Annotated in this window: 21 protein-coding genes and 1 tRNA gene; 16 read left to right on the top strand and 6 right to left on the bottom strand. The window is 67.1% G+C overall.

Translation table 11 applies throughout. The annotated features are described in order from the left end of the window. The first annotated feature begins 132 nt into the window (after nucleotides 1–132). Together KIK09_RS54495 and KIK09_RS54500 are read left to right on the top strand one after the other, a co-directional pair. Complete coding sequence (locus KIK09_RS54495) at nucleotides 133–585, top strand: hypothetical protein (RefSeq protein WP_214327524.1); 453 nt, start codon at nucleotides 133–135, stop codon at nucleotides 583–585. A gap of 151 nt (nucleotides 586–736) precedes the next feature. After that, a tRNA-Met gene (locus KIK09_RS54500) sits at nucleotides 737–810 on the top strand. A 278-nt stretch (nucleotides 811–1,088) separates the two neighbouring features. Here the strand turns inward: KIK09_RS54500 and KIK09_RS54505 are convergent. Then, nucleotides 1,089–2,303 carry a CynX/NimT family MFS transporter gene (locus KIK09_RS54505; protein ID WP_214327525.1) on the bottom strand — a complete coding sequence of 405 codons (1,215 nt, stop codon included), beginning with the start codon at nucleotides 2,301–2,303 and terminating at the stop codon, nucleotides 1,089–1,091. Here KIK09_RS54505 and KIK09_RS54510 point away from each other — a divergent pair. Further along, entirely contained in the window at nucleotides 2,302–3,252 is a 951-nt protein-coding gene (locus KIK09_RS54510) for a helix-turn-helix transcriptional regulator (RefSeq protein ID WP_250575343.1), read from the top strand. The genes KIK09_RS54505 and KIK09_RS54510 overlap by 2 nt on opposite strands. Before the next feature lie 730 nt (nucleotides 3,253–3,982). Then, on the top strand, nucleotides 3,983–4,798 hold the full coding sequence (locus KIK09_RS54515) for a CPBP family intramembrane glutamic endopeptidase (protein ID WP_214327526.1): 816 nt from the start codon (nucleotides 3,983–3,985) through the stop codon (nucleotides 4,796–4,798). A gap of 998 nt (nucleotides 4,799–5,796) precedes the next feature. Here the strand turns inward: KIK09_RS54515 and KIK09_RS54520 are convergent. Then, entirely contained in the window at nucleotides 5,797–6,519 is a 723-nt protein-coding gene (locus KIK09_RS54520) for a nucleotidyltransferase domain-containing protein (protein WP_214327527.1), read from the bottom strand. Between the two features lie 375 nt (nucleotides 6,520–6,894). On the opposite strand from KIK09_RS54520, the gene KIK09_RS54525 reads away from it, so the two are divergent. From KIK09_RS54525 to KIK09_RS54545, 5 genes are all read left to right on the top strand, one after another. Next, on the top strand, nucleotides 6,895–7,560 hold the full coding sequence (locus KIK09_RS54525) for a DUF4097 family beta strand repeat-containing protein (RefSeq protein WP_214327528.1): 666 nt from the start codon (nucleotides 6,895–6,897) through the stop codon (nucleotides 7,558–7,560). Between the two features lie 325 nt (nucleotides 7,561–7,885). Beyond that, the gene (locus KIK09_RS54530; protein ID WP_214327529.1) at nucleotides 7,886–8,320 is read left to right on the top strand and encodes an SRPBCC family protein; all 435 of its coding nucleotides are present in this window, start codon (nucleotides 7,886–7,888) and stop codon (nucleotides 8,318–8,320) included. A gap of 983 nt (nucleotides 8,321–9,303) precedes the next feature. Continuing rightward, a complete protein-coding gene (locus tag KIK09_RS54535; protein ID WP_250575344.1) occupies nucleotides 9,304–9,753 on the top strand; it encodes a VOC family protein in 450 nt (149 codons plus the stop codon). A 186-nt stretch (nucleotides 9,754–9,939) separates the two neighbouring features. Next, complete coding sequence (locus KIK09_RS54540) at nucleotides 9,940–10,446, top strand: pyridoxamine 5'-phosphate oxidase family protein (protein WP_250575345.1); 507 nt, start codon at nucleotides 9,940–9,942, stop codon at nucleotides 10,444–10,446. A gap of 329 nt (nucleotides 10,447–10,775) precedes the next feature. Next, entirely contained in the window at nucleotides 10,776–11,342 is a 567-nt protein-coding gene (locus KIK09_RS54545) for a dihydrofolate reductase family protein (RefSeq protein ID WP_214327530.1), read from the top strand. Here KIK09_RS54545 and KIK09_RS54550 read toward each other — a convergent pair. Then, the gene (locus tag KIK09_RS54550; protein ID WP_214327531.1) at nucleotides 11,332–11,643 is read right to left on the bottom strand and encodes a hypothetical protein; all 312 of its coding nucleotides are present in this window, start codon (nucleotides 11,641–11,643) and stop codon (nucleotides 11,332–11,334) included. The genes KIK09_RS54545 and KIK09_RS54550 overlap by 11 nt on opposite strands. 358 nt (nucleotides 11,644–12,001) lie before the next feature. Further along, nucleotides 12,002–13,183, bottom strand: coding sequence for a 4-hydroxybenzoate 3-monooxygenase (locus tag KIK09_RS54555; RefSeq protein WP_214327532.1), 1,182 nt, complete (start codon nucleotides 13,181–13,183; stop codon nucleotides 12,002–12,004). 226 nt (nucleotides 13,184–13,409) lie between these two features. Here KIK09_RS54555 and KIK09_RS54560 point away from each other — a divergent pair, with 226 nt between their 5' ends. After that, the gene (locus KIK09_RS54560) at nucleotides 13,410–13,967 is read left to right on the top strand and encodes a TetR/AcrR family transcriptional regulator (RefSeq protein WP_214327533.1); all 558 of its coding nucleotides are present in this window, start codon (nucleotides 13,410–13,412) and stop codon (nucleotides 13,965–13,967) included. 205 nt (nucleotides 13,968–14,172) lie between these two features. Here KIK09_RS54560 and KIK09_RS54565 read toward each other — a convergent pair whose 3' ends face one another. Then, entirely contained in the window at nucleotides 14,173–14,727 is a 555-nt protein-coding gene (locus tag KIK09_RS54565; protein ID WP_214327534.1) for a DUF402 domain-containing protein, read from the bottom strand. Between the two features lie 63 nt (nucleotides 14,728–14,790). Further along, nucleotides 14,791–15,198, bottom strand: a complete 408-nt coding sequence (locus tag KIK09_RS54570; RefSeq protein WP_214327535.1) for an HIT family protein — start codon at nucleotides 15,196–15,198, stop codon at nucleotides 14,791–14,793. Nucleotides 15,199–15,536: 338 nt separating this feature from the next. On the opposite strand from KIK09_RS54570, the gene KIK09_RS54575 reads away from it, so the two are divergent. The 6 genes from KIK09_RS54575 (at nucleotide 15,537) to KIK09_RS54600 (ending at nucleotide 22,197) form a co-directional block, all read left to right on the top strand. Then, nucleotides 15,537–16,679: an ROK family transcriptional regulator gene (locus KIK09_RS54575; protein WP_214327536.1), complete on the top strand. Its 1,143-nt coding sequence runs from the start codon at nucleotides 15,537–15,539 to the stop codon at nucleotides 16,677–16,679. A gap of 196 nt (nucleotides 16,680–16,875) precedes the next feature. After that, nucleotides 16,876–18,069 (top strand): extracellular solute-binding protein, encoded by a 1,194-nt coding sequence (locus tag KIK09_RS54580; protein WP_214327537.1) that lies wholly within the window; start codon nucleotides 16,876–16,878, stop codon nucleotides 18,067–18,069. 6 nt (nucleotides 18,070–18,075) lie between these two features. Next, complete coding sequence (locus tag KIK09_RS54585; protein ID WP_214327538.1) at nucleotides 18,076–19,050, top strand: carbohydrate ABC transporter permease; 975 nt, start codon at nucleotides 18,076–18,078, stop codon at nucleotides 19,048–19,050. Further along, a complete protein-coding gene (locus KIK09_RS54590; protein WP_214327539.1) occupies nucleotides 19,050–19,946 on the top strand; it encodes a carbohydrate ABC transporter permease in 897 nt (298 codons plus the stop codon). Before KIK09_RS54585 ends, KIK09_RS54590 begins: the two co-directional genes overlap by 1 nt. Then, entirely contained in the window at nucleotides 19,943–21,205 is a 1,263-nt protein-coding gene (locus tag KIK09_RS54595; RefSeq protein WP_214327540.1) for a 6-phospho-beta-glucosidase, read from the top strand. Before KIK09_RS54590 ends, KIK09_RS54595 begins: the two co-directional genes overlap by 4 nt. Continuing rightward, nucleotides 21,190–22,197: an N-acetylglucosamine kinase gene (locus KIK09_RS54600; protein WP_308164850.1), complete on the top strand. Its 1,008-nt coding sequence runs from the start codon at nucleotides 21,190–21,192 to the stop codon at nucleotides 22,195–22,197. The genes KIK09_RS54595 and KIK09_RS54600 overlap by 16 nt, the downstream gene beginning before the upstream one ends. The last annotated feature ends 2 nt before the right edge of the window (nucleotides 22,198–22,199 follow it).

Below are 22,199 nucleotides of genomic sequence, written 5' to 3' on the forward strand. Positions count from 1 at the left end.
TTGGATCTAGGGGGCCTCTTTGGCGGCTTTCGGGCGTGTCATCCGTGCCGCCGCCTGTCGTGCCCGGCCTGGTTCTCCCGTAGTGGGCAGGTCTTCGGCCTGCGTCGTTGTCCAAGAAAAGGAGTCGTGACCTTGACTGCGCTGACCTACACCATCCTCACTGACCCGGCGACCCTGGAGGCGTCAGCGGCCTGGCGGAAAGCCACGTCCAAGGGGACGGTGTATCTGGTCGTCACCAACCCTGGAAGGGCGGTGGACTGGTCCCAGATCGAGGTGAATGTGCCCTTGGGCAACGACGCCGGCGACCTCACCCCGGACAGCACGATCAATGTCAGGGGCGAGTACGTCGATCCGGTGACGGGCCGCGAAGAGGTGAATATCCAGTGGCAGGGCAACGGTAGTTTCCGGATCACCCCTCAGGTCGGTTTCACGGCCCGGTTCGACCTCGCCGGACACATGGTGCTGACACTGGAGGACTTCACCGTCGCCGCCATGGCCGGAGTGGCCGTGCTGACGGTGACCGAGATCACCCGGGACAAACGTGGGGGTCGCATCAACCTCACGGCGGTACCGCTCGTCGTCTAGCGGCCAAGCACACCGCCAGAAGTAGGGATCGAGTCCCGCCCGTCAGGGCAGGTGGGAGCCCTGGCGTAGACGCCGGTTCGAATCCGGTCGAGAGCTCAGATGAACATCATGCTCTCCGCACTTCAATGTTCCGATAGTCTTATGTCTGCGACGCGGGGTGGAGCAGTTCGGTAGCTCGCTGGGCTCATAACCCAGAGGTCGTAGGTTCAAATCCTGCCCCCGCTACAAATGTGATGTCGCGAGACATCGGAAACCCTCGAACCTACGGGTTCGGGGGTTTCTTGTTGTTTGGGTTGGTAGTCGCGGGTGGGGTCGATGGTCAGCTCGCGGAGGAGTTCTCCGGTGACAGCGTCGACGATGCGGACGTGTAGGTCGGCGACCAGGAGGATGATATTCGGCACTCGCAGGTTCACCTCCAGGTTCGCCTCGGTCGGTCGCGCCCCCGCATGCTTATCTGACAACGCCCTGCCCCCGAGTTCATGGTCGCACCCTGCCCGGATGGATCAGTCCCCGGGCGATGGGACGCGATCAGGCACCTGGCCGGCGGCTGAGCGCACCGTGCCCGCGCCGGCCACCAGCGCGACGATCGTCTGGCCGGCCGCGGCCACGCACATCAACAGGATCGGTGCTTGCCAGCCGGAGCTCACCGTGTGCAGCAGCCCGAAAACCACCGGCCCCGCGGCGGCCACCAGGTAACCGATCGACTGCGCCATCGCCGACAACGCGCCCGCTACGCTCGCGTCTTGTGCGCGCAGGCTGATGAAGGCCAACGCGAGCACGAGGCAGGCTCCGCCGCCCAACCCGAGGACAACACTCCACAGCAACGCCAATCCCGGCGCCACGAAGAGTCCAAGGTAGCCGAGGAGCATGACTGCCGAGCAGATCGCCGCCAGCACGCGCTGGTTACGCGCCCACCGCATCGCGCCGGGCACCGCCAGGCTGGTCAGCACCGCGACCGCCTGGAACAGGAACAGCAGCCATCCCGCGGTGGCCGCATTCATGCCGTTGTCCTGGAAAACCTGAGGCAACCACGTCACGACGACATAGAAGCCCAGCGACTGCAATCCCATGAACGCCGTGACCGCCCACGCCAGCCCGGAACCCCACGGCAACCGGTGTCCGCGAATCGCCTGTGCGGCACGCCGCGGAGCCCGCATTTGAGGAAGCCACAGCAGGACAGCCACCAGCGCGAACAAGACCCAGCAACCCAACGCGGTATACCAACCGCCGGGGGCGACCTCACTGATCGGCACCGCCACCCCGGTCGCCACTGCGGCGACACCGCCCATCACCGTGGCATAGGCGCTGGTCAGCAGTCCCACCTTGGTGGGGAAATCGCGCTTTATGAGGCTCGGCAGCAGCACGTTGCCCACGGCGATGCCCGCCCCGATCAGCACGGTTCCCGCGAACAGGCCGACTGCCGTCGGCACCCACCGGAGCGCGATCCCCAGCGTCAGCACCAGGAGCGCGCCCCCAAGGAGCTGCTCGGCTCCCCACCGCGCGGCCAGGTGAGGCACCAGCGGGGACAGCACCGCGAACGTCAGCAATGGCAGTGTGTTCAGCAGGCCCGCCACGGCCGGGGACAAACCCAGATCAGCCTGCACGTGATCCAACAAAGGCCCGACGCCGGTCAGACTCGCCCGCAGGTTCGCTGCCACCACAAGCAGCCCCCATGCCAGCAACGCCTGACCGGAACGCCGCGTCGACGTATTCTCCATGCACACCACGATCAAGCCGCGCCGTGGCCGAAGCCAGGCCGTGTTCAGGCTGGCCCCCGGAGGGCCACCCTCCGCACTGTGCGATCAATGGGCGGCTCGGTACCCTATCGACGTGGGGACGCCACTGGGGAATTTCATCCGGGCCAGGCGCGACAGCATCCAGCCGGAATCCTGTGGACTGCCGGACCGCGGCCGACGCCGGTCACCGGGTCTGCGCCGACAGGACCTCGCCACGTGGGCCGGCATCAGCGTCGAATACCTCACCCGCATCGAGCAGGGCCGTGACCGCAATCCATCGCCGGGGATCATCAACGCCCTCGCCGACGCGCTCCGCCTCAGCCCTTCGGAGCGCAACCACCTGCGCTACCTCGCGAAGATCACCGGCGACGAATGCTCCGTCCACATCCGGCCTGTGCCACCGTCCCGACGCGTGCAACCGTCTGTCCTGCAGACACTCCGCCTCCTCGAACCCGGCGTCGCCATCGTGACCAACCGGCTGGGCGACGTCCTCGCCCACACCAGCAGCTATCAGTTGGTCACCAGCGGAACCGGACTGCTCGACGCCGCCCATCCGAACCTCAACCGCTACCTGTTCACCGACCCCCGCGCCCGGACGTTCTTCGTCGACTGGGACGACATAGCGGACGAGCAGGCCTTCGACCTGTGGCAGGCGCCATCCCTGGAGAATCTCGAGTGGCTCACCGCGGAGCTCGCACCCATCGCGGGGCCCGACTTCACCTGCCGCCTGAAGCGTCATGTGGTGCCGCGACGTGGCATTCTCCGGCTCAACCACCCGGCCGGGCACCAACTTCGACTGCTTCGTCAGACGCTCGAACTGCTCACGGAGGCCCAACAACTCGTCGTCTTTCTCCCGGTCGACAACCAGACGGCCGAGGCCATCGACCAACTCCGGCGCCAATCCCGCGGCCGGCTCCGGTCCATCTCGTGACACATCGCGAGCTTGGCACTCTCCCACACGAAGAAGTAGGCGCCATGGTGCGTCCGTAGGATCCCGCCGTACTCGTACGCCACGGAACGCACCGTCAGGATCCGGCACGGTGTGACACCGAAAGGCGCACGATGAGGTACGAACTGTCACTGAGCCCCACAGTGCGGCACTAAAAGATCTTGCTGTCTACGGCTGATGCCGATCGTTGGCGTGTGTCTCTCCCCAATGCGTCCCACGGCTCTGGGCCGGCTTCGGATCATCGGTTGGGATCATCCTCGCTGAGTGCTGGGTATGCGGCGCTTGACGGCCTCGGCAGAGCCCCGTGGCGCCCGAGCGGGGGCAGCGGCCGCTTCCATGAAGGCGACGAGATGGACCTGCCTGCCGTTTTTCGTTCGGGCGTGCGTGAATCCGGCGAACTCGAAGTCGGTCAGGCGAGGATCGGCTGCTCCCTCGGCCCGCACCAGGACGTTTGTTGGCTTTCGGATCCCCGTTGCTCAACGCCAGGAACGGCCCGGCTCGACCAGCGCGCCGTTGGCGTGGCCGAGCATGACGTTGTCGATCTCGGCGGTCTCGAAGGCCGGGTTGCGGCATATCCGATCCCCGCCGAACCCGCGACGCGACAGCTCTCGCCCGGGCCGTACCCCCCGTGACCTGCGCCTTTCACGGCGACTCGAAGCCGTGTCAGAGCGATGTCAGGTCCGTGTAGGTTCGCGGGGCGACGATTCTCGGCATGGATAAAGCAATGCAGCCCCCGGCCGATACCCAAGGCGCCCAGCCGAAAGGCTTCGTCGCGAAGCTCCTCGCAGACCGTCACTCCGTTCCGCTCTCCATCGCACTGCACCTGGTGCCCGGCGCGGTCATCGTCGCCGTGTACGCGTTCATCGCCGCCCCTCTGGTCCGGGCGATAGCCTTCCCGATCTTCCTGGCCTGGGCCATCGCCCTCGCTGTTGTGCTCTTCCCGCTCCAGCTATTCCTGCTGTGGCTGGGCAAGAAGCAGACCGGCCGCTTCACGATGAAGGGCGTCGTCCGCTACCGCGACAAGCCGGTCTCGCGCGGCAAGGTCTTCTGGCTCGGGGCCGCGTGCCTGGTGTGGATGACCGTGGTCTCGCTCTCGCTGACCCGGCTGGACAACATCGTCTACGACTGGTTCTTCACCTGGGTGGACTACCAGGGCGCCGGCCCCGACGGCAACGCCTACCTCCAGGGCTACTCGCACGAGCTGGTGCTCACCACGCTGCTCATCTGCGCACCGTTCACCGGCTTCACCCTGCCCCTGCTCGAGGAGTACTACTTCCGCGGCTTCCTGCTGCCCCGCCTCCCGCAGCTCGGCAAGTGGGCCCCGTTCTTCAACACCTTCTTCTTCTCGGTGTACCACTTCTGGGCCCCTTGGACGGTCCTGTCGAAGCTCGTCTTCCTCTACCCGGGCGTCTGGCTGGCCTGGAAGAAGCAGGACATCCGCATCTCGATCGCCATGCACCCCGGCTCGGCGCTGCTGATGACCGTGGTCGGCGTCATCGCCCTCGCCTCCGGCGCCTACTCAATGTAAGACCGCCCGAAACGAGGGGTACCGGCCGCCGGCCGAGGGCAGGCTGTTCCGCTCCGGAGCGGGCCGCAAGCGCGCCGAGCAGGTCGACCAGCTCGGTCAAGGCGTCCGAGAGACCATCCTGCAACGACTGGAACTACTCGATCCCACTACCGGGCAACCCGCCCCAGACCCCTGCTGACATGACTTGTCGCCGCACACTGTCCTTGTCGCGCAACAACCGGACACGAAAAACCCCGGCGTTATGGCCGGGGTTGCCCGCGTATCGGTGTCGATACCTAATGACTTCCAAGCCCCTCGGTGAACGCCGGAAGAGGCTGTTTCACTCTGCTGACGTCTCGACTCGAACTGGAGCACTGACTCCTCATCGCAGGCCGTGCGCAGGAGGGCGGACTGGTGCCGAGGGGGCTTCCTTCCCTGCTGACGTGTACTTTCAACCCGGAGCGGCGACTCCCATACAGAGGCAGTGCGCAGCAGGGCGGGGCTCACGGTGGGGGGCGTCGGTCCGTACCGAGAGAACGCCTGTGTCGATACCGGGCCTGGAGCCCTCTGCTAAGGTCGGCGCCTCGGTTGGGCTCCGCCACCACCCTGGCCGAGCGGCTCACCGGAGTAGGCGTGACCGCGGCCATGTATCGACGATGCAGACTTCCTGTGTGGCACGGCCGCTGATCGCTGAAGGTTTCCCACGTTTCACTGTCATGAAATCGGCGCTTAGTGCCGACTACCCGCCGGTCCGAATCTGGGGGTGTGGGTGCAGCCCTTACCGAATTGCGGCGTTGACAGTGTGGCGAGATGTTTGTCCCCGAACGCTGTTTCGGGATAAAGGGCAGATCGTGCTGTTGTCATCGGTCAGGCGCGCGGTCTTCGAGATTGATCAACGACTGCGCTACCTCCGATGAGAATCCGCAAGGTCTGGCGAGGTCCTGTCTCGTTGAACTGAGGACATGAAACCTCCCAGAGCTGCGGTGCCTCAGAATGGATGAGACGAATTGATGAGGCAGTCAGCTGAGAGTTTCCTCCACGAGATCGAGGTAAGCGCGCCCGGCGGCGACGCTGTCGGGCAGGCCGAGCGCCGTGAATCCGCCGAGTAGCTGACGCAAAGTGGCGAGCTGATCCTTCCAGGAGGCGTCAGGCGCATGGGGGCCGCCGATGAACTCGATCATCTGGGCCGCGTCTGGTGAGCGGCGGGCGATCCGCTTGCCCGCGATCGGGACAAGCGCGAGCTGCAATGCTCGATGGTCCGTGGGGCCTTTGGGGGTCGCCTGCTCGTGGTCGCCGGCGCTGAGATGCTCGGAGAAGGTGGCCGACAGTCGGCCGAAGCCTCGCCGGTCGAAGATGACAGCACAGTCGGCAGCCCAGCTCGCCTGCGAGATCGGGTGGATGTGCCAATCGACCCAGAGCGGAAGTCCATCAATGAGGTACTGGCCACTGACCGCTCTGGTGCCCCGAGGGCCGTTGTGGCGGGCATCGAAGGCGACCGCCAGTTCTCCGGGACCGCACGGAAGACGGCCGGGTGCCGCGTAGTCGTGGATGCATGCGTCATCTACGACGACGAGCAGGTCGATGTCGCTCCAGTCGTCGGCCTGGCCGGTTCCGAGAGAGCCGACCAGGCCGGCACCGGCTACCACCGGATCGTCGTGGAGGTTGCCGGTTACGGCGCTGAGCCAACGGGACCGGATGTCAGCGAGACGGGGAGCTGGTGGCCCAGTGCTTTTGGCGCTCATCGAGACGGATCGTAGTCCGGATCAGTGCCTCAACAGGATGAGACGACGCCGGATACCTCGAATGAGTGGGGCTGCCTCGACCTCAACGAGACAGGACACACCAGCTGGTGAGCCATGCTGCTTCCCCATAGGTTCCGGGAACCGGCATTCCCGCTGGTAAACGGCCAGTAGAGCGGTGCTCCGCGCCAAGGCTAAGCGGCGGCTCGCCGTACCTTCGGGAGTTCCGGGCCATGTCAGTGGCGGCATCAGGGCGGTGACAGCCCGGTATCAGAGCGGTCGGCGAAGGTAGACGCCATGAACGGTTCAGCGATCGCGGCCTCGGGGCCGCGAACTGGGCCACACCGAACTCGAAACAACGCAGCACAGGAGCACATGATGCAGAAGTTCGACACCCCCGCCGCGATCTCCGCCGTCCTGAACATCCCCGCCGGGCGCGTTCAGTTCATCGCCGCCGACCGGGCTGACACCGTGGTCGAGGTCGTGCCCGCGAATGCCTCCAAGAGCCGCGATGTGAAGGCGGCCGAGCAGACCACGGTGGCGTACGCCGACGGTGTGCTGCGGATCGAGAGTGCCGAGGCGAAGAACCAGTACTTCGGCCCGTCCGGATCCATCGAGGTGACGGTCCAGCTGCCCGCCGGCTCCCGCGTCGAGGCCAAGGCGGCCAGTGCTGAACTGCGGACTGTCGGCCGTCTGGGCGATGTCGCCTTCGAGGGCGCCTACAGCCAGATCAAGATCGATGAGGTCGCGAGCGTCCGGCTCACCGCGGTCGACGGCGATGTCGAGGTCGGCCGGCTGGGCGGGTCCGCGGAGATCAGCACCTCCCGGGGTGACATCCGGATCGCCGAGGCCGCGGGCGGCACGGTCGTGCTCAGCACCCAGTCCGGCGACATCTCGATCGTCGCCGCCGCCGGTGTCTCGGCGGCCCTGGACGCCGGCACCAGCTACGGCCGCATCACCAACGCCCTGAAGAACGACGGGACCACCGAGCTCGACATCCGCGCCACCACCTCCAACGGCGACATCACCGCCCGCAGCCTGTGACCCGCAGCCTCCAAAGCAGAGGTAGCCCAAGCCCGGTGACGACGAACGGCCCCGGTCCATCCATGTGGACCGAGGCCGTTCTAGGAGGACGGCCGGAGTACGCCAGCAGGACACTGCAGAGCGGGGCGATGTACCGGATAAGGGGCTGATATCGCGTACATCGCCGACGTCACGGTGTCATTGATCAGCAGCGGAGTGAAGACGACAGCCGCGCGACTCGGGCGCGCTATCCGGTACAGCCCTAAAGGTCCCAGGAAGAAGAGCGTAAAAGCCGGGGGCGAAGGCGGAACCACTTCAGAGAAACGACGAGAGAGGGACCACGGACATGTCGACGCCCACCGTGCGGTACGAGCTGGACCGCGGCTTCGATGCCCCGTGTGAGGACGGCTACAAGGCATGGACCGACCCTGAGCGCTTTGTCCGCTGGTTCGGGCCGCGCGCCTACGCCACCCCGGCCGAGCGGGTGCATCTGGACGTGCGCCCCGGTGGGCGGTGGGAGGCGACGCTGGTGTCGGGCGACGGGTTTGAGGTGACGCTGCAGGGCATCTTCCGCGAGGTGCGGGTGCCCGAGCGGCTCGTGTTCACCACCGGCGACCCCGACGGCCCCGCCTCAGTGGTGACGGTTGAGTTCACGACCGCTGGCACGGGCACCCACGTGCGCTTCCACCAGTACGGCGTCAACACCACGCAGGAGCACGCCGAGGGCGCCCGCGTCGGTTGGATCGAGTTCGTCGACCGCCTGGCCGAAGAGGTGGCCTAGCCGATGCTGGCCTTGGGGAACATGGCCTGCCGGTACGGTCGGCCCCACCAGCCGCCATCTGTGGCGTCTCGGGTGGTGGCGCAGGTGATCGGGTAACGGATTTGGAAGCGGCAGGTGAGGCTGACCTGCACTACGCCCTACCTCTGTCAGTGGTGCGAGCTTCCCATAGCGTCAGCGCTTTCCCCTGGAGATGCTGCGGCGCGAGCGCCCCGGCACTCGCAGCCGGTCCATCTCGCAGCGCGGCGAGGTTTGTGGTGAGGGCAGTCCCGCAGACCAGCAGCACCGGCGCCAATCCTGCGGCCACCACCGCCACTCCGCCCATGAGCTCACCCAGAGGGATCCCAACCATGGCCAACGCGTCTTGAGGGGGTTGACCCGGCTGAACAGGCGCTGCGGAACTCGTCGTAGGAGTCCCCGTAGTCTTGGATACCGGCGATCTTGGCAACGGCTGCGCCGCTGGGTCGGGTGTGCCGCATGGTGGTGCGCGGGTTCTTGTGCCGGGTCGGGGGTCGATACTGGTGGGCTCGCCTATTCGACTGGGGAACTGCGGCGGGTGGTTCTTCATCCCCAACGGGACGCTCTCTCGATCTCCCCGAACCAGCAGGATTCAGGGTCTCAGGTGTCCAGTCCCCGGATGGAATGCCCGAGTGCCACAGGGATCTGGCTGTCTGTTCTTCATGGATCGCTGGGGCGTCGGTCGCGTCCGCGCTCGGTGTTCCGGTCGGTGATCAGGGCTTCGATGCCGGTGGTGTGCGTGCTGTGGCTGCTCGCCGTAGGGCTGCATCGAGCGTGGATGTCGGGAGATCCGCGATGACGGGGGCCGCGGCCGTGTTCGCTGTCACGAGCGCCGCATCTACGAGCAGCGGCACGATCGCTGACGAGAGCTGGGGCACCAGCCGTGGAGGATGTCGAGAATGCGGTGCCGGCTCCGTCCCAGGGACACCAGCGGCCACGAACCGGCCGCGTGATGAAGGAGGCCCAGCATGACGATCCAGCGGATGGACAACGTTCTCATCGTTGTCGACGACCTTGACGCGGCCATCGCCTTCTTCGTCGAGCTTGGCATGGAGCTGGAGGGCAGGGCGCCGATCGAGGGGCGTTGGGCGGAGCAGGCGGAGCGTGTCATCGGGCTCAACGGCGTTCGGCAGGAGGTCGCGATGCTGCGGATCCCGGGCGGCGTCGGCGGCATCGAGCTGGCGATGTTCCACACGCCGAAGGCGATCAGCGCTGAGCCGAAGGACGCGCCGGCGAACATGCTGGGCATTCGCCGCGTCATGTTCGTCGTCGACGACATCGAGGACGTCGTTGCCCGCCTGCGCCGCCACGGTGCCGAACTCGTCGGCACATTGGAGCAGTACGAGGACAGCTACCGGCTCTGCTATATCCGCGGCCCTGAGGGCATCATCGTCGGACTGGCCCAGCAGCTCGGCTGACGGTCCGTCGCGGCCGACCTGAGACCAACCAGCGCAATCCGACTCGTGTTCCGCACCTCTAGCGGGAGGTCGCCGCGGGATTACTCGGATCTGCCGTCGGAGACGTTCCCGCCCATCAGTCACCCACCGTCGAGCGGGGGAGCCCGGTGGAAGGTTAGGCGGATCAAGAAAACAATCATGGGAGATATGACCGTGCTCACGAACGAGATCACCGAGGTTCTGAACCGGCCCCTCAGCCGGGAACTGCTGGCCCGCGACGTGACCCGCCTGGCCTATGTCGCAAAGGACGGCACACCCCGCAATATCCCGATCATCTTTGCCTGGAACGGCTCGGAGATCGTCATGTGCACTCCGAAGAACGCTCCGAAGCTCCAGGCCTTGAGCGAGAACCCGATGGTCGCCATGACGATCGACACCGAGGCGCACCCGCCGAAGATCTTGCTCGTCCGCGGCCGTGCCGAGCTGGACTTCGTCGATGGCATCCCGGACGAATATCTCCAGACGACCAGCACCTACGAGATGACGCCCGAGCAACGGGTTGAGTGGGAGGCGGAGGTGCGTTCCCTCTACCAGGACGGCATGGTCCGGATCGTCGTGACCCCGACCTGGGCGAAGCTGATCGACTTCGAGACGACCCTGCCGAGTCCGGTCGAGGAATTGATCCGGCAGCGGGAGGAGCGTCAGCGCGCCTGAGCGGCGTGAGGTCGCTCGCAGTACGCGGACAAGGCCGGCCGCACCGGGTGCCGATCGAGAAGCGGCGACCCGACGCGGCTGGTTCTGGGGCACCACCGAGTCCTTGGCGCGCCATGGACGCGAAGTGGCTCTCCCCGTGCCCGTTTGTGGCCGCCTCGGAGTGCGCGGATTCGTTGAAGTCCGCCAGGAGGTAGAGGTCGAGAACCCGCGCGCGGTTTCGTCCCCGAAAAGAAGAACCGCTCCAATTCCTCCGGCGCCGGATCCGTCACGAAGGCTTCGTACCGGCGGATCTGCTCAGCCGACAGATACTCGAAAGGACACAGTCAGTGATGCGAAAGCTCATAGTCCAGCAGTGGGTTACCGTCGACAACATCGCCGCGGAGGAGGACGGCGGGCTCAGCTTCGTGTCAGGGGAGCCCTTTTCCGAGACCACCGACCCTGCGTTCAAGGCAAGCGTGATGGGGTTCATCGACGCGGTCGACACGCTGATTCTCGGCGCGAACACCTACGCCCAGGCCAAGGGCTACTGGCCGTACGCCGGCGAGCAGGGCGAGTACGGCGAGAAGCTCAACAACCTCACCAAGTTCGTCGCCTCGTCGAAGCTGGATGACGCCCCCTGGGGCGACTTTCCCGCCGCGACCGTGACGCGCGACCCGGCCGCCACCATCCGGGAGCTCAAGGAGCAGAGCGGCAAGGACATCTGGCTGTGGGGGAGCTTGAAACTCATGCACTCCCTGCTGGACGCCGGCATCGTCGACGAGATCACCCTGCTCGTCTGCCCGGCGTCACGCGGGAAGGGAACGCGCATTTTCGAGGATCGGCAAGACCTGAAGCTGATCGAGGCCACCTCGTTCGAAAACGGCGTGGCAGTTCTTCGCTACGAGATCAAGAAATAAGCGGGAAGTCCGCACTTTTGAAGAATCGGAGGCCGGCGATGCTGCTCGTTTGGGCATCGGCCGGCGTCCGCTCTCGTGAGGCCTCCAAGGAAGCCCAGTGCGTGCCGGTGCGCGAGCGCGGCCCCTCATACGGCCAGCGCAGATTGGCCTCGTTCCAGGCGTGCAGCCAGGGCTGATCGTCGTCGGAGCGGCGGGCGAACGTGTGGTCGTAGACCAGGAAGTGGCCCTTGTCTTTGCGGATCTCCTCGGGCGCGCGCCATGGGGTTGATGATGCTGGGCCGGTTGGTGGGGGAGAGGCCATGGGTCGCGGGGTGGAGGGCGACGCGCCGGGCAGTCCTCGGGAGTTCGGATGGGCGAGATTCGACGGATCACCTGGTGGCCGATGCTCCCGGGGCGGTCGACTACTTCCTGTTTGAAGACGACTACGACACTGAATGGCGCATCCCGATGGTTCCCGCCACCGGCTAGCTCGATGCCCCTGCGCGGCTGGGGTACGCGCTCGCCCTGGCAATCGAAGGCGGAGAGCCCCATGCCAGCAGCACCTGGTCCGGGTCCGGGCGCTGGATGGCATGGGTGGATGACTCTGTACTTCCAGAGGGGCTTCGGCGCGGCCAGGTCCGCGCGGGACCGGTGTGGGCCTGGCTGAGCTGGGCGGGTGGCTAGTTCAAGCCGGTGAGGAACTCGCTGAACAATCGGTTCGCTGTGGTCGACGCATACAGGCGCTCGAACTCTGCACGGGCGATCTGGTGCTGGAAGTCGCCTCGGTAGGAGGCGTCACCGCTGTCGTGCATCAGGTCGGTGAACCACGCCGCGAATGCCTGGTAGTTCCACACGTGTCGCATGCACGTCGCGGAATAGTCCTCGAGCAGGCTTGCGTCGTTGTCCTTGACCTGGCGCACCACGGCCTTGGCCAGAACGTCGGCGTCATGCAGGGCGAGATTCATGCCCTTGGCGCTCATGGGCGGCACGATGTGGGCGGCATCGCCCAGCAGGTAGAGGTGTCCGTAACTCATCGGGTCGTAGACCACGCTGCGCAGCGGGACCATCTGCTTGCTGGAGATCGGCCCCCTGGTAGCCACCGGTTCACCGAAGCGGGCCTCGATCTCATCCCAAATCCGCTCGTCGGACCACTGCTGCGTGGTGTCGTCGAGCGGGCACTGCAGGTAGAAACGGCTCGCCTGCGGGCCGCGCGCGAACTGGCCGGCAAATCCACGGGAATGGATCGCCATCATCGACTGATGGTTGGCCGGGACCTCCGCCAGCACGGTCAACCACGCGTAGCCGTACTCGCGGGTGTAGCGCGTGAGATGGCCGTCGGGAATGGCCGCCCGGCTCACCCCGTGGTCTCCGTCGCAGCCGGCCACAAGGTCGCAGGTGAGCGTCCTCGTGGCGCCGGTCGCGTCCCGGTAGCGCACGAGGGGCCGCTCACCGCGGATGTTCTCCAGCGCGACGTCCTCGGCCTCGAAGCGCAGGTCTCCGCCGTCGCTCACGAAGGTGTCGATGAGGTTGCGCACCAGGACCTGCTGCGGACAGAAGCGCCCGTCCCCGTTGTCGTCGCCCAGGAACTGGTACGGGCGCGTCTGACCGTCGATCCGGAAGTTCATGACCGGCTCGAAGGGCACGCCGCCCAGGACCCGCTCCTCAAGGCCCCACTCGCGGAACATCCGGGCTGCGCGGGTGTCGATGACACCCGCCCGTTGCCGCTGTTCCACATATTCACGACTGCGGCGTTCCAGGATGACGCAGCCGACCCCGCTGTGCAGCAGGAAGTTACCCAGAGCGAGACCGGCGACTCCCGATCCCACGATCACGACCGTTGTGTTCCCGTCCAGTACGGACATTGATGAGACTCCTTGAGTGTCCAGGCGCTGAAAGGGCGCTTTCGCGGCACTCGGTACGCGCGCCAACCCGCAATGAGGGGCATGCCGAGGAGAGTGACGCCGCCCACGTGAAGTCGGCCGCAGCCTGGCAGGCGTTGGCTGGCGAGAGGGGATTCCCATACCCTTAAACGAAGTCGCCACTACGCATCATACGTAGTCTGCACTACGGATAGCAAGGAGAGTCGTCATGCGCCGAGACGGTGCCGCCAACCGGGAGAGCGTCCTGCTCGCGGCCGAGGAGGTCTTCGGCGAGAAGGGGGCGGCGGCTTCCACGGAAGAGATCGCCCGTCGGGCGCAGGTCAGCATCGCCACCGTCTTCCGGAACTTCCCCACCAAGCAGGACCTGGTCGAGGCCACGGCCGCTCGCTATCTCGACGGGCTCACCGGCCAGGCGCGTGATCTAGCCGACAGCATCAGCGATCCCGCGGAGGCGTTCACCACCTTGCTCCGTACCCTGGTGTCCGTCGGTGCCGCGAAGATGGCGCTCATGGACCTGTTGCCGCCCCACAGTGACGACGGGCAGGGCCTGTCCCCGCAGGTGATCTCGGCGGCCGACACCTTCCTGGGCACGGTCGGACGCGCTCTTGAACGCGCCCAGGAGGCCGGAGCGGTACGAGCGGACGTCACCGTGGACGACGTGTCCCTGCTCCTGCGGGCCCTTGCCCATGTAACAACCCCTGGGGGAGACGAGGCCATCGAACGGGCCCTGCGCATCGTGCTGGACGGTCTCAAGGTTCCGCGCTAACTGATACGCAGGGCGAGCCAACACGGCCCGTCGCTACGAAGTACACGCAGTCCGTCTAAGGCAGGTCAGCGAGTCAGAAATGGCACAGCCCGGCGAGCGGACCCGCCCGCCATGAGGCGTTTCCGCACGTCGCAACTGGTAGGCCGCTATTCGACTCCGATGAGCTGCCGTCGAGGGACGCGTCCCTGGAGGACCTGGGGCGAAGTCAGGTCATGTCCCCGGCCCTGGCTGCACGTGATTGTTCGAAGAAGCAAGGAAGCGACTCCAGCACCGCGATGCAGGCCGGCGGAAACTGGTGCGGAGGATCAACGGAACCTTCCTCGTCTGCACGCAGGTGCCGGTCGATGAAGCGTTGCGTTCTGCGAAGGACCGTGGCGCACTGAGCGGCTGTGATCCGGCCCTGGTGGAGGGCATCAGCAAGCTCGTCGAGGTCCAGGACGTGGTAGCGATCGGCCCCGGGTGGCACCAGGAAGTCGACGTAGAGGTCGTGAACGACAAGTCCGGCCTCGGTCGGTTCGATCTCGACCAGGTCGACGTACCACCACCCCTCTACCGGGCCATCGAACACAGCGGGCCTGGTCAACTGGATGCCTTGGTCGAGCAACAGGAAGCTGCGATCGATGGTCGGCCGTCCGGCCACTTGATACTCGGGCAAGAGTCGCGCGTCGTAGGCGACAACCTCTCCGATCCGGCGGCCAGGGCACCGCTGACCCGTTCGGTGAAAGACCCAGACGCTCTCGGCGAGCGGCGTTGTTGTCATCCCCTGATCCCTCTCATGACTCAGCAAGGCCCAAGTGATCCATCGACGGTGATCGTCTGGCCTTCACCGCCAGGCCCTTATCTCCTCGGCCAGCCCCTTGAGTGACTCGACCGGGTGCTCGACCTCCGTCCACGGCGGCGTGAGGTCGGTGGACTCGAAGCGGGGCACCACGTGGAGGTGGAAGTGAAAGACGCTCTGCCAGGCCGTCTCGCCGCTGGCGTGCCAGAGGTTCACGCCAGGAGCCCCGAGCGCGCCGGCGACCTGCCGGGACACCGCGACCGCGGCCTGCATCACGTGTGCCGCCGTCTCCACCGGGATCTCCCCCAGGTCCCGGTGGTGCGCTCTCGGGACGACCAGCGTGTGACCCCTGGTGGCCTGGGCGAGGTTGAGGAAGGCGATGGCATGCTCGTCCTCGTGGATGGTCTGCGCGGGCTCGATGCCGGCGACGATGCGGCAGAAGACGCAACTCATGAGCGGCATGATCACAGCTCGTCCGGCCGGCACGCAAAGGCCTTTCAGCTGGTGACTCTAGCTATCCATGTCGGCGTACACGACTGCCATCCGGCTCAGTGGGGTTCTGTGCCGCCGCCTACCTTCGGTCAGCCTGCCGTCGCGCGGGTCGCGGCATGACGGATGTCTCGCTTGAGGAGCCACTCCGGCGGATGTAACCGGCTCGGTGGAGTCCTCCACGAATGCTGTTCGTGATCTTCTGCCGGTTTCTGTGCTGAACACCCTTGACGTGGGCCGATGGGCATGAGGTACATTCCTCGTCAATCGTCTGGGAAGTTCCCAGACAGTAGGGAGGTCTGGTGGAACAGCGCGCCGGAAGCCCTCAGCTGCTACGCCGGATCAACGACCGCGCGGCGCTGCTGGCCCTGCTCGACCGAGGGCCACTGACCCGGCTGGAGCTGGAATCGCAGATCGGGTTGTCGAAACCGGCGACGGCCGACCTGCTGCTCCGGCTCGAGGAGAGCGGCCACGTGCTGCGTGCCGGATTCCGGGAGGGCGGAAAGGGACCGCGCGCGCAGCTCTGGGCGGTCAACGGCGCGCTCGCCCAGGTGGCGGCCGTCGACCTCACCCCGCACGTGCTGGACGTCGCGGTGTCCGATATCTGCGGGGAGATCGTCGCAGAGTACCGATACCGTCCCGGCGAGGAAGCGGACCTCGGTGTGGAGGATCTGTGCCGTGCGGTCTCCGCCGCGGCCGGCGAGGTCGGCCTGGGCATCGAGCAACTGCGCCGGGTCGTGGTGGGGCTGCCGGGTTCGGTCGACAAGCGCACCGGGCACCTGAGCTTCGCGCCGCATCTGCCGGCGTGGCAGGGCTTCGACGTCCTGGACCGGCTCTCCGGATCGCTCGGCACGTCGGTGGCGGTCGAGAACGACGTGAATCTGGTCGCTCTCGACGAGATGGCGGTCGGGAGGGCGGTCGGGGTCGACGACTTCGTGCTGATCTGGATCGGCCAGGGCATCGGCGCCGCGGTGGTCTCCGGGGGGAGGCTACTGCGGGGCGCCTCCGGCGGCGCGGGCGAGATCGATTGGATGCCCTGCCCGCAGCCCGGCGTGACCGGCGCCCAGCGGGTCGGGGACGTGCTCGGCATCAGGGCGCTGATGGCGCTGGCTCGCGCACACGGCCTCGACGGAGACGATCTGGAGAAGCTTCTCTCGGAGGATGTCCCGCGCTCGGCCTTCCTCCGTGACCTGGCCCGCCGGGTGGCGCTGGCCGTGGCGGGAGTGGTGTCGGTGGTCGATCCCGAGCTGGTGGTCCTCACGGGCGATATCGGCCGAGCCGGCGGCAGCCTCCTGTGCGACCTGGTCACCGAGGAGTTGGGCGAGCTCGTCCTTCCCCGGCCGGCGATTCGACCAAGCCTGGTGACCGGAAACCCGGTCCGCTCGGGCGCGCTGCGGCTGGCCTTGGCCGGAGCGCGCGATGAGGTGTTTGCCATCCCCTCCTGACGGCAGCCTCCAACCCTTGACCGGCCATGGCGGCGGGTCAGCAGTTCACCCCCCTTGGAGGGTTTCGATGCGACGAATCGGTGTCGCGGCGGCGTGTGTGGCATTCGCGCTGCTGGCAAGTGCGTGCGGGGCGGTAGATAAGGGGTCGTCGGGTACGGCCGCTGCTCCGAGTGCCGACGAGAAGGTGTCCCTGTCCGTGTGGAGCAAGTTCAGCGGTCGCGAGCTGGGCGTGCTCCAGAAGGCGCTGGACGGTTTCCAGGCCAAGCACCCCAACATCACCGTCAACAACCAGGGGAGCCAGGACGACGACAAGGTCGCCCAGGCGATCAGAGGGGGAAACCCTCCGGACGTCGCCATCTCCTTCTCCACCGACAACATCGGCCAGTTCTGTTCCGGCGGCGCCTGGCAGGACCTCAAGTCCTACATCGCGCGCGACAAGGTGGACCTGAACCTGCTTCCCACCGCCACCCGCGCCTACACCGAGTTCAAGGGCACACGGTGCGCGATGCCGCTGCTCGCCGACGTGTACGGCCTCTACTACAGCAAGGCGATGTTCGCCAAGGCCGGTCTCGACGGGCCGCCGAAGACGATGTCGCAGCTGTTCGAGTACGCCAAGAAGCTGACGGTCTTCAACCCCGACGGCTCCATCAAGGTCGCCGGCTTCGTGCCCACGATCGGCTTCTACGCCAACCACGTGCAGATGTGGGCGGCGAGCTGGGGCGCCCAGTGGACGGCCCAGGACGGGAAGTCGGCCATCGGCACCGACCCTCAGTGGCAGGCGATGCTGGAATGGGCCAAGAAGTTCACCGACTTCTACGGCAAGGACAAGCTGGCGAAATTCACCGCCGGCCTCGGTCAGGAGTATTCACCGGACCACGCCTTCGAGAAGGGCCAGATCGCCATGATGATGGACGGTGAGTTCCGCACCGCCTTCATCGCGGCCGAGGCGCCCACGCTGGAGTACGTCACGGCTCCGTTCCCGGTCGCGGACAACAAGCCGGAGCTGTACGGGGGCGGCTACACCACGGGCACGATCATCGGGATCCCGAAGGGCGCCAAGAACGCCGGCGCAGCCTGGGAGCTGGTCAAGTACCTGACGACGGATCCCGCGCCCCTGCAGGAGCTGGCCCACGGCCTCAAGAACGTCCCTTCCACGATTCCCGCGCTCAACGACCCGGCGTTGCAGCAGGACGCCCACTTCAAGACCTTCCTCGACATCTTCGCCAGCCCCAACCTGGCCACGAACCCGGCGAGCTCCAACGGCGGCGCCTATCTCAAGACCACCGAGGACTTCGCCATCGCCTACCAGGGCGGTGGTGTCACCGACCTGAAGGCGGGCCTGGCGAAGACGGGCGCGCAGATCGACACTGACGCCAAACTCGGCGGCTGAGCAGCGATGACTGTCACACCGCACGTGGCCGGGTCCGCCTTCGTCAGGCGGATCCGGCCCCGGCCGGGACACTGGATCCGGCCGCTGGTCTTCATGGCGCCCGCGCTGGCCGGGTTGGCGCTGTTCTTCGCCTACCCGCTCGGCGCCCTGGTCTACTACTCCTTCACCCGTTACGACCTGCTCAACGACGAGGTGTGGGTCGGGCTGCGCAACTACGTCCACCTGGTGGCGGACGATCCGCTGGCCAGGAAGGCGGCCTACAACACGGTGTGGCTGGTCGTCGTCATCACCGTGCTCCGCCTGGTCTTCTCCACCGGCGTCGCGGCCGTGCTGGCCCGCGTCAGAAGCGGCGCCGGGCTGTTCAGGACCCTGGTCTACCTGCCCGCGCTGGCCCCGCCGGTGGCGGCCACCCTGGCCTTCACCTTCCTGTTCAATCCGGGCACCGGGCCGGTGAACATCGTGCTGGGCTGGTTCGGGATCTCCGGTCCGCTGTGGTTCAGCGACCCCGCGTGGGCCAAGCCGGCGCTGACCCTGCTCACCTTGTGGGCCTCGGGCGAGCTGATCATCATCTTGCTGGCGGGGATGCTCGACGTGCCCGCCGAGCTCTACGAGGCGGCAGGGCTGGACGGCGCCGGGCCCGTCAGGCGGTTCTGGCACATCACCCTGCCCTCGATCGCGCCCGTGCTCGTCTTCGGGGTGATCAACTCCATCATCCTCGGGCTGCAGTACTTCACCCAGGCCGTGGTGGCCGCGTCGGTGGCCTCCGGGTCGGCCGACATCGCCGGGAGCCGGCGGGTCATCGGCTATCCGGACAACTCCACGCTGACCTTCCCCGTCTGGATCTACCAGCAGGGATTCCACTACTACAACATGGGCTACGCCTCAGCGATGTCGGTCGTCCTGTTCGTCGTCTCGACGCTGTTCACGGTGCTCTTCGTACAGCGTCTGCGCCGCGCGTCCCATGTCGAGGAGGCGAACTGATGGCCACCCTCACAGCCCGCGGTGTCGACTCCGGCCGCGCGTCCCCGCGCCGATCAGCGCGGCGCCGGCCGAAGGGACGCGGCGTCCTGCGCTGGGTCGCGGTGCACAGCATCGCGCTGGCGATCGGGGTGATGTTCGTCCTGCCGCTGGTCTTCGTGGCGCTCACCGCGTTCATGTCCGACCGGCAGGCGCTGACGGCCGACCTGTGGCCGAGTTCCTGGCATCCGGAGAACTTCGCGGAGGTGTTCCACACCGCGCCGCTGCTGGCGTATCTGGGCAACAGCGTGCTGTATTCGCTGCTGGCCACGGCCGGGATGCTGCTGTCGAGTGTGCCGGCGGCCTACGCGCTGGCCCGGATGCGGTGGCGGGGCCGCCAGGCGGTGTTCCTGGTGGTGATCGCCGCCATGATGATCCCGCCGCAGGTGCTGTCCGTCCCGCTGTACATCCTGTGGGCCCGCCTCCACCTCACCGGCACCCTGTGGCCGCTGATCCTGCCGTACTTCCTGGTCGACGCGTTCAGCATCTTCCTGCTGCGGCAGTTCTTCCTCACGGTGCCGCAGTCGTATCTCGACGCCGCCCGGGTGGACGGCTGCGGCGATCTGCGCACGCTGCTTCGCGTGCTGCTTCCGATGACCCGCCCTGGCATCGCCGCCGTCTCCCTGTTCTGTTTCATGTACACCTGGAACGACTATTTCGGGCCTCTCCTGTACGCCGGGGAGAATCCGGACCGGTGGACGCTCTCGCTGGCGTTGGCCTCGTTCCGGGGCGCGCACCAGGTGCAGTGGAACCTCACCATGGCCGCGACGGTGGTGGTCATGCTGCCCGTCATCGTCCTTTTCGTGTTCGCGCAGAAGTCCTTCGTCCGAGGGATCACCTTCACAGGAGTCAAAGGTTGAAACTCACCGTCGTCGGGGGCGGCTCCACCTACACCCCGGAGCTGGTCAGTGGGATCGCCGATCGTCACGCCGCCTTCGAGATCGAGGAGATCGCGCTGGTCGACCCAGACCTCGACCGCCTTGAGGTCGTAGGCGGATTCGCCCGCCGCCTCCTCGATCAAGCCGGTCACCCGGCCAAGCTGAGCCTCACCGCCGATCTGGAGGCCGGTGCCGACGGGGCGGCAGCCGTACTGCTCCAGTTGCGCGTCGGCGGACAGCGCGCCCGCGCGTCCGACGAGACGGTGCCGCTGGAGTGCGGTTGCCTCGGCCAGGAGACCACGGGCGCGGGAGGCCTCGCCAAAGCGTTGCGCACGGTGCCGGTCGTCCTCGACGTGGCCGAACGGGTGCGGCGGATCGCCGGCGAGAAGACCTGGATCGTCGACTTCACCAACCCGGTCGGCATCGTCACCCGGGCGCTGCTCGACGCCGGTCACCGCGCGGTGGGTCTCTGCAACGTCGCCATCACCTTCCAGCGCTGGGTCGCCGGGCAGCTCGGCGTCGCCCCTGACCGGGTCGCCCTCGAACACGTCGGGCTGAACCATCTGACCTGGGTGCGTGCGGTACGGGTCGACGGTGTGGACGTGCTGCCCCGCCTGCTGACGGACCACGCCGACCGGCTCGCCGAGCACGTCGGGCTGCCTGCCGCGGTGATGCGCAGGCTCGGCGCGGTGCCGTCGTACTACCTGAAGTACTACTACCGTCACGACGCGATCGTGACCGAGCAGCGGTCCCGCCCGTCACGGGCGGAGACCGTGGCCGGGATCGAGAACAGTCTCCTCGAGCTGTACCGCGATCCTGGCCTGGTCGCCAAGCCGGCGCTGCTGGAGCAACGGGGTGGCGCTTACTACTCGGAGGCGGCCGTCCAGCTCGTGGCGTCCATACTGACCGGCAGGGGAGATGTGCAGGTGGTCAACACCCGCAACGGCTCCACCCTGCCGTTCCTGCCTGCCGACGCCGTGGTGGAGGTCCCCGCGCGGATCACCGCCGCGGGTCCCGCACCGCTGCCGGTGGCCCCGCTGCCGCCGATGATCAGCGGACTCGTGGCGCACGTCACCGCGTACGAGAGCCTGGCTCTGGAGGCGGCGCTGCACGGAGGGCGGGACCGAGTGTTCGACGCGCTGATGGCGCATCCGCTCATCGGACAGATCGACCAGGCGGAGACCCTGGCCGACCGGCTGGTCTCGGTCAACCGCGACCTCCTGCCGTGGGCGGCGGCGTGATCGACGCGGTGCTGGCGCTCGACGGCGGCAACTCCAAGACCGACGTCCTCCTGGTCACGACCGACGGCACGGTCTTGTCCCAAGTACGCGGCCCGGGGGCGTCGGCGCAGCGGGTGGGTGTCGCCGCCAGCGCCGCCACTCTCGACGCGCTGGTCAAGCAGGCGGTGCGTCAGTTCGATCCAGCGGCCAGGGCGCCTTACGTTCGCCACACGGCGGCGTACCTCGCCGGAGTCGACTTCGGCCGGGAGCAAGAGGCGCTGACACAGGCGCTGGGGGAGCTGGGCTGGTCCGAAGGGATCACCGTCGACAACGACACCTTCGCCCTGCTGCGCGCAGGCACCCCGCACGGGCATGGGGTAGCGGTGGTCTGCGGGGCGGGCATCAACTGCGTCGGTGTCGCACCCGACGGCAGGACCCTGCGGTTCCCGGCGATCGGCCGGCTGTCCGGTGACTGGGGTGGCGGCCTGTTCCTGGGCGACGAGACGCTGTGGCGGGCGGTGCGGGCCGAGGATGGCCGCGGCCCCGACACCGCGTTGCGCCCCCTCGTCACCGCCCACTTCGGGGTGTCCTCGGTGGCCGAGCTCGTTGAGCGATTCCACTTCGGCGACGTCTGCAGAACCCGGCTGCAGGAGCTCAATCCCCTGCTGCTGGAGACCGCGGGGCACGGTGACACCGTGGCCAGGAAGGTGGTCGATCGGCTCGCCGATGAGGTGGTCCTGCTCGTGTCGGCGGCGCTGCGCCGGCTGGACCTCCTGGACGTCCCCGTCGACCTCGTGCTCGGGGGCGGCGTCCTTGCCGGCGGTGACCCGTACCTGCTCGACCGCATCCACACCGGCTGCGCCCGCACCGCCCCGAAGGCGACGCCTCGCGTGGTGGACGTGCCCCCAGCCGTCGGCGCCGCGTTGCTCGGCCTGGACGAACTCGGCGCGAGCGCCGTCGCGGAACACCGCCTACGCGACAGCTACCGCACCGGCACCTGCGAACCGTGTTGAGC

The sequence above is a fragment of the Nonomuraea sediminis genome (assembly GCF_018531495.1).
Taxonomy (GTDB): Bacteria; Actinomycetota; Actinomycetes; order Streptosporangiales; family Streptosporangiaceae; genus Nonomuraea; species Nonomuraea sediminis.

What these genes read in the sequence shown, in the direction of transcription:
- KIK09_RS54510 (WP_250575343.1), top strand. Translation starts at nt 2,302, where the DNA reads ATGCACACCACGATCAAGCCGCGCCGTGGCCGAAGCCAGGCCGTGTTC.
- KIK09_RS54505 (WP_214327525.1), bottom strand. Translation starts at nt 2,303, where the DNA reads ATGGAGAATACGTCGACGCGGCGTTCCGGTCAGGCGTTGCTGGCATGG.
- KIK09_RS54515 (WP_214327526.1), top strand. Translation starts at nt 3,983, where the DNA reads ATGGATAAAGCAATGCAGCCCCCGGCCGATACCCAAGGCGCCCAGCCG.
- KIK09_RS54520 (WP_214327527.1), bottom strand. Translation starts at nt 6,519, where the DNA reads ATGAGCGCCAAAAGCACTGGGCCACCAGCTCCCCGTCTCGCTGACATC.
- KIK09_RS54525 (WP_214327528.1), top strand. Translation starts at nt 6,895, where the DNA reads ATGCAGAAGTTCGACACCCCCGCCGCGATCTCCGCCGTCCTGAACATC.
- KIK09_RS54530 (WP_214327529.1), top strand. Translation starts at nt 7,886, where the DNA reads ATGTCGACGCCCACCGTGCGGTACGAGCTGGACCGCGGCTTCGATGCC.
- KIK09_RS54535 (WP_250575344.1), top strand. Translation starts at nt 9,304, where the DNA reads ATGACGATCCAGCGGATGGACAACGTTCTCATCGTTGTCGACGACCTT.
- KIK09_RS54540 (WP_250575345.1), top strand. Translation starts at nt 9,940, where the DNA reads ATGACCGTGCTCACGAACGAGATCACCGAGGTTCTGAACCGGCCCCTC.
- KIK09_RS54545 (WP_214327530.1), top strand. Translation starts at nt 10,776, where the DNA reads ATGCGAAAGCTCATAGTCCAGCAGTGGGTTACCGTCGACAACATCGCC.
- KIK09_RS54550 (WP_214327531.1), bottom strand. Translation starts at nt 11,643, where the DNA reads ATGGCCTCTCCCCCACCAACCGGCCCAGCATCATCAACCCCATGGCGC.
- KIK09_RS54555 (WP_214327532.1), bottom strand. Translation starts at nt 13,183, where the DNA reads ATGTCCGTACTGGACGGGAACACAACGGTCGTGATCGTGGGATCGGGA.
- KIK09_RS54560 (WP_214327533.1), top strand. Translation starts at nt 13,410, where the DNA reads ATGCGCCGAGACGGTGCCGCCAACCGGGAGAGCGTCCTGCTCGCGGCC.
- KIK09_RS54565 (WP_214327534.1), bottom strand. Translation starts at nt 14,727, where the DNA reads ATGACAACAACGCCGCTCGCCGAGAGCGTCTGGGTCTTTCACCGAACG.
- KIK09_RS54570 (WP_214327535.1), bottom strand. Translation starts at nt 15,198, where the DNA reads ATGAGTTGCGTCTTCTGCCGCATCGTCGCCGGCATCGAGCCCGCGCAG.
- KIK09_RS54585 (WP_214327538.1), top strand. Translation starts at nt 18,076, where the DNA reads ATGACTGTCACACCGCACGTGGCCGGGTCCGCCTTCGTCAGGCGGATC.
- KIK09_RS54590 (WP_214327539.1), top strand. Translation starts at nt 19,050, where the DNA reads ATGGCCACCCTCACAGCCCGCGGTGTCGACTCCGGCCGCGCGTCCCCG.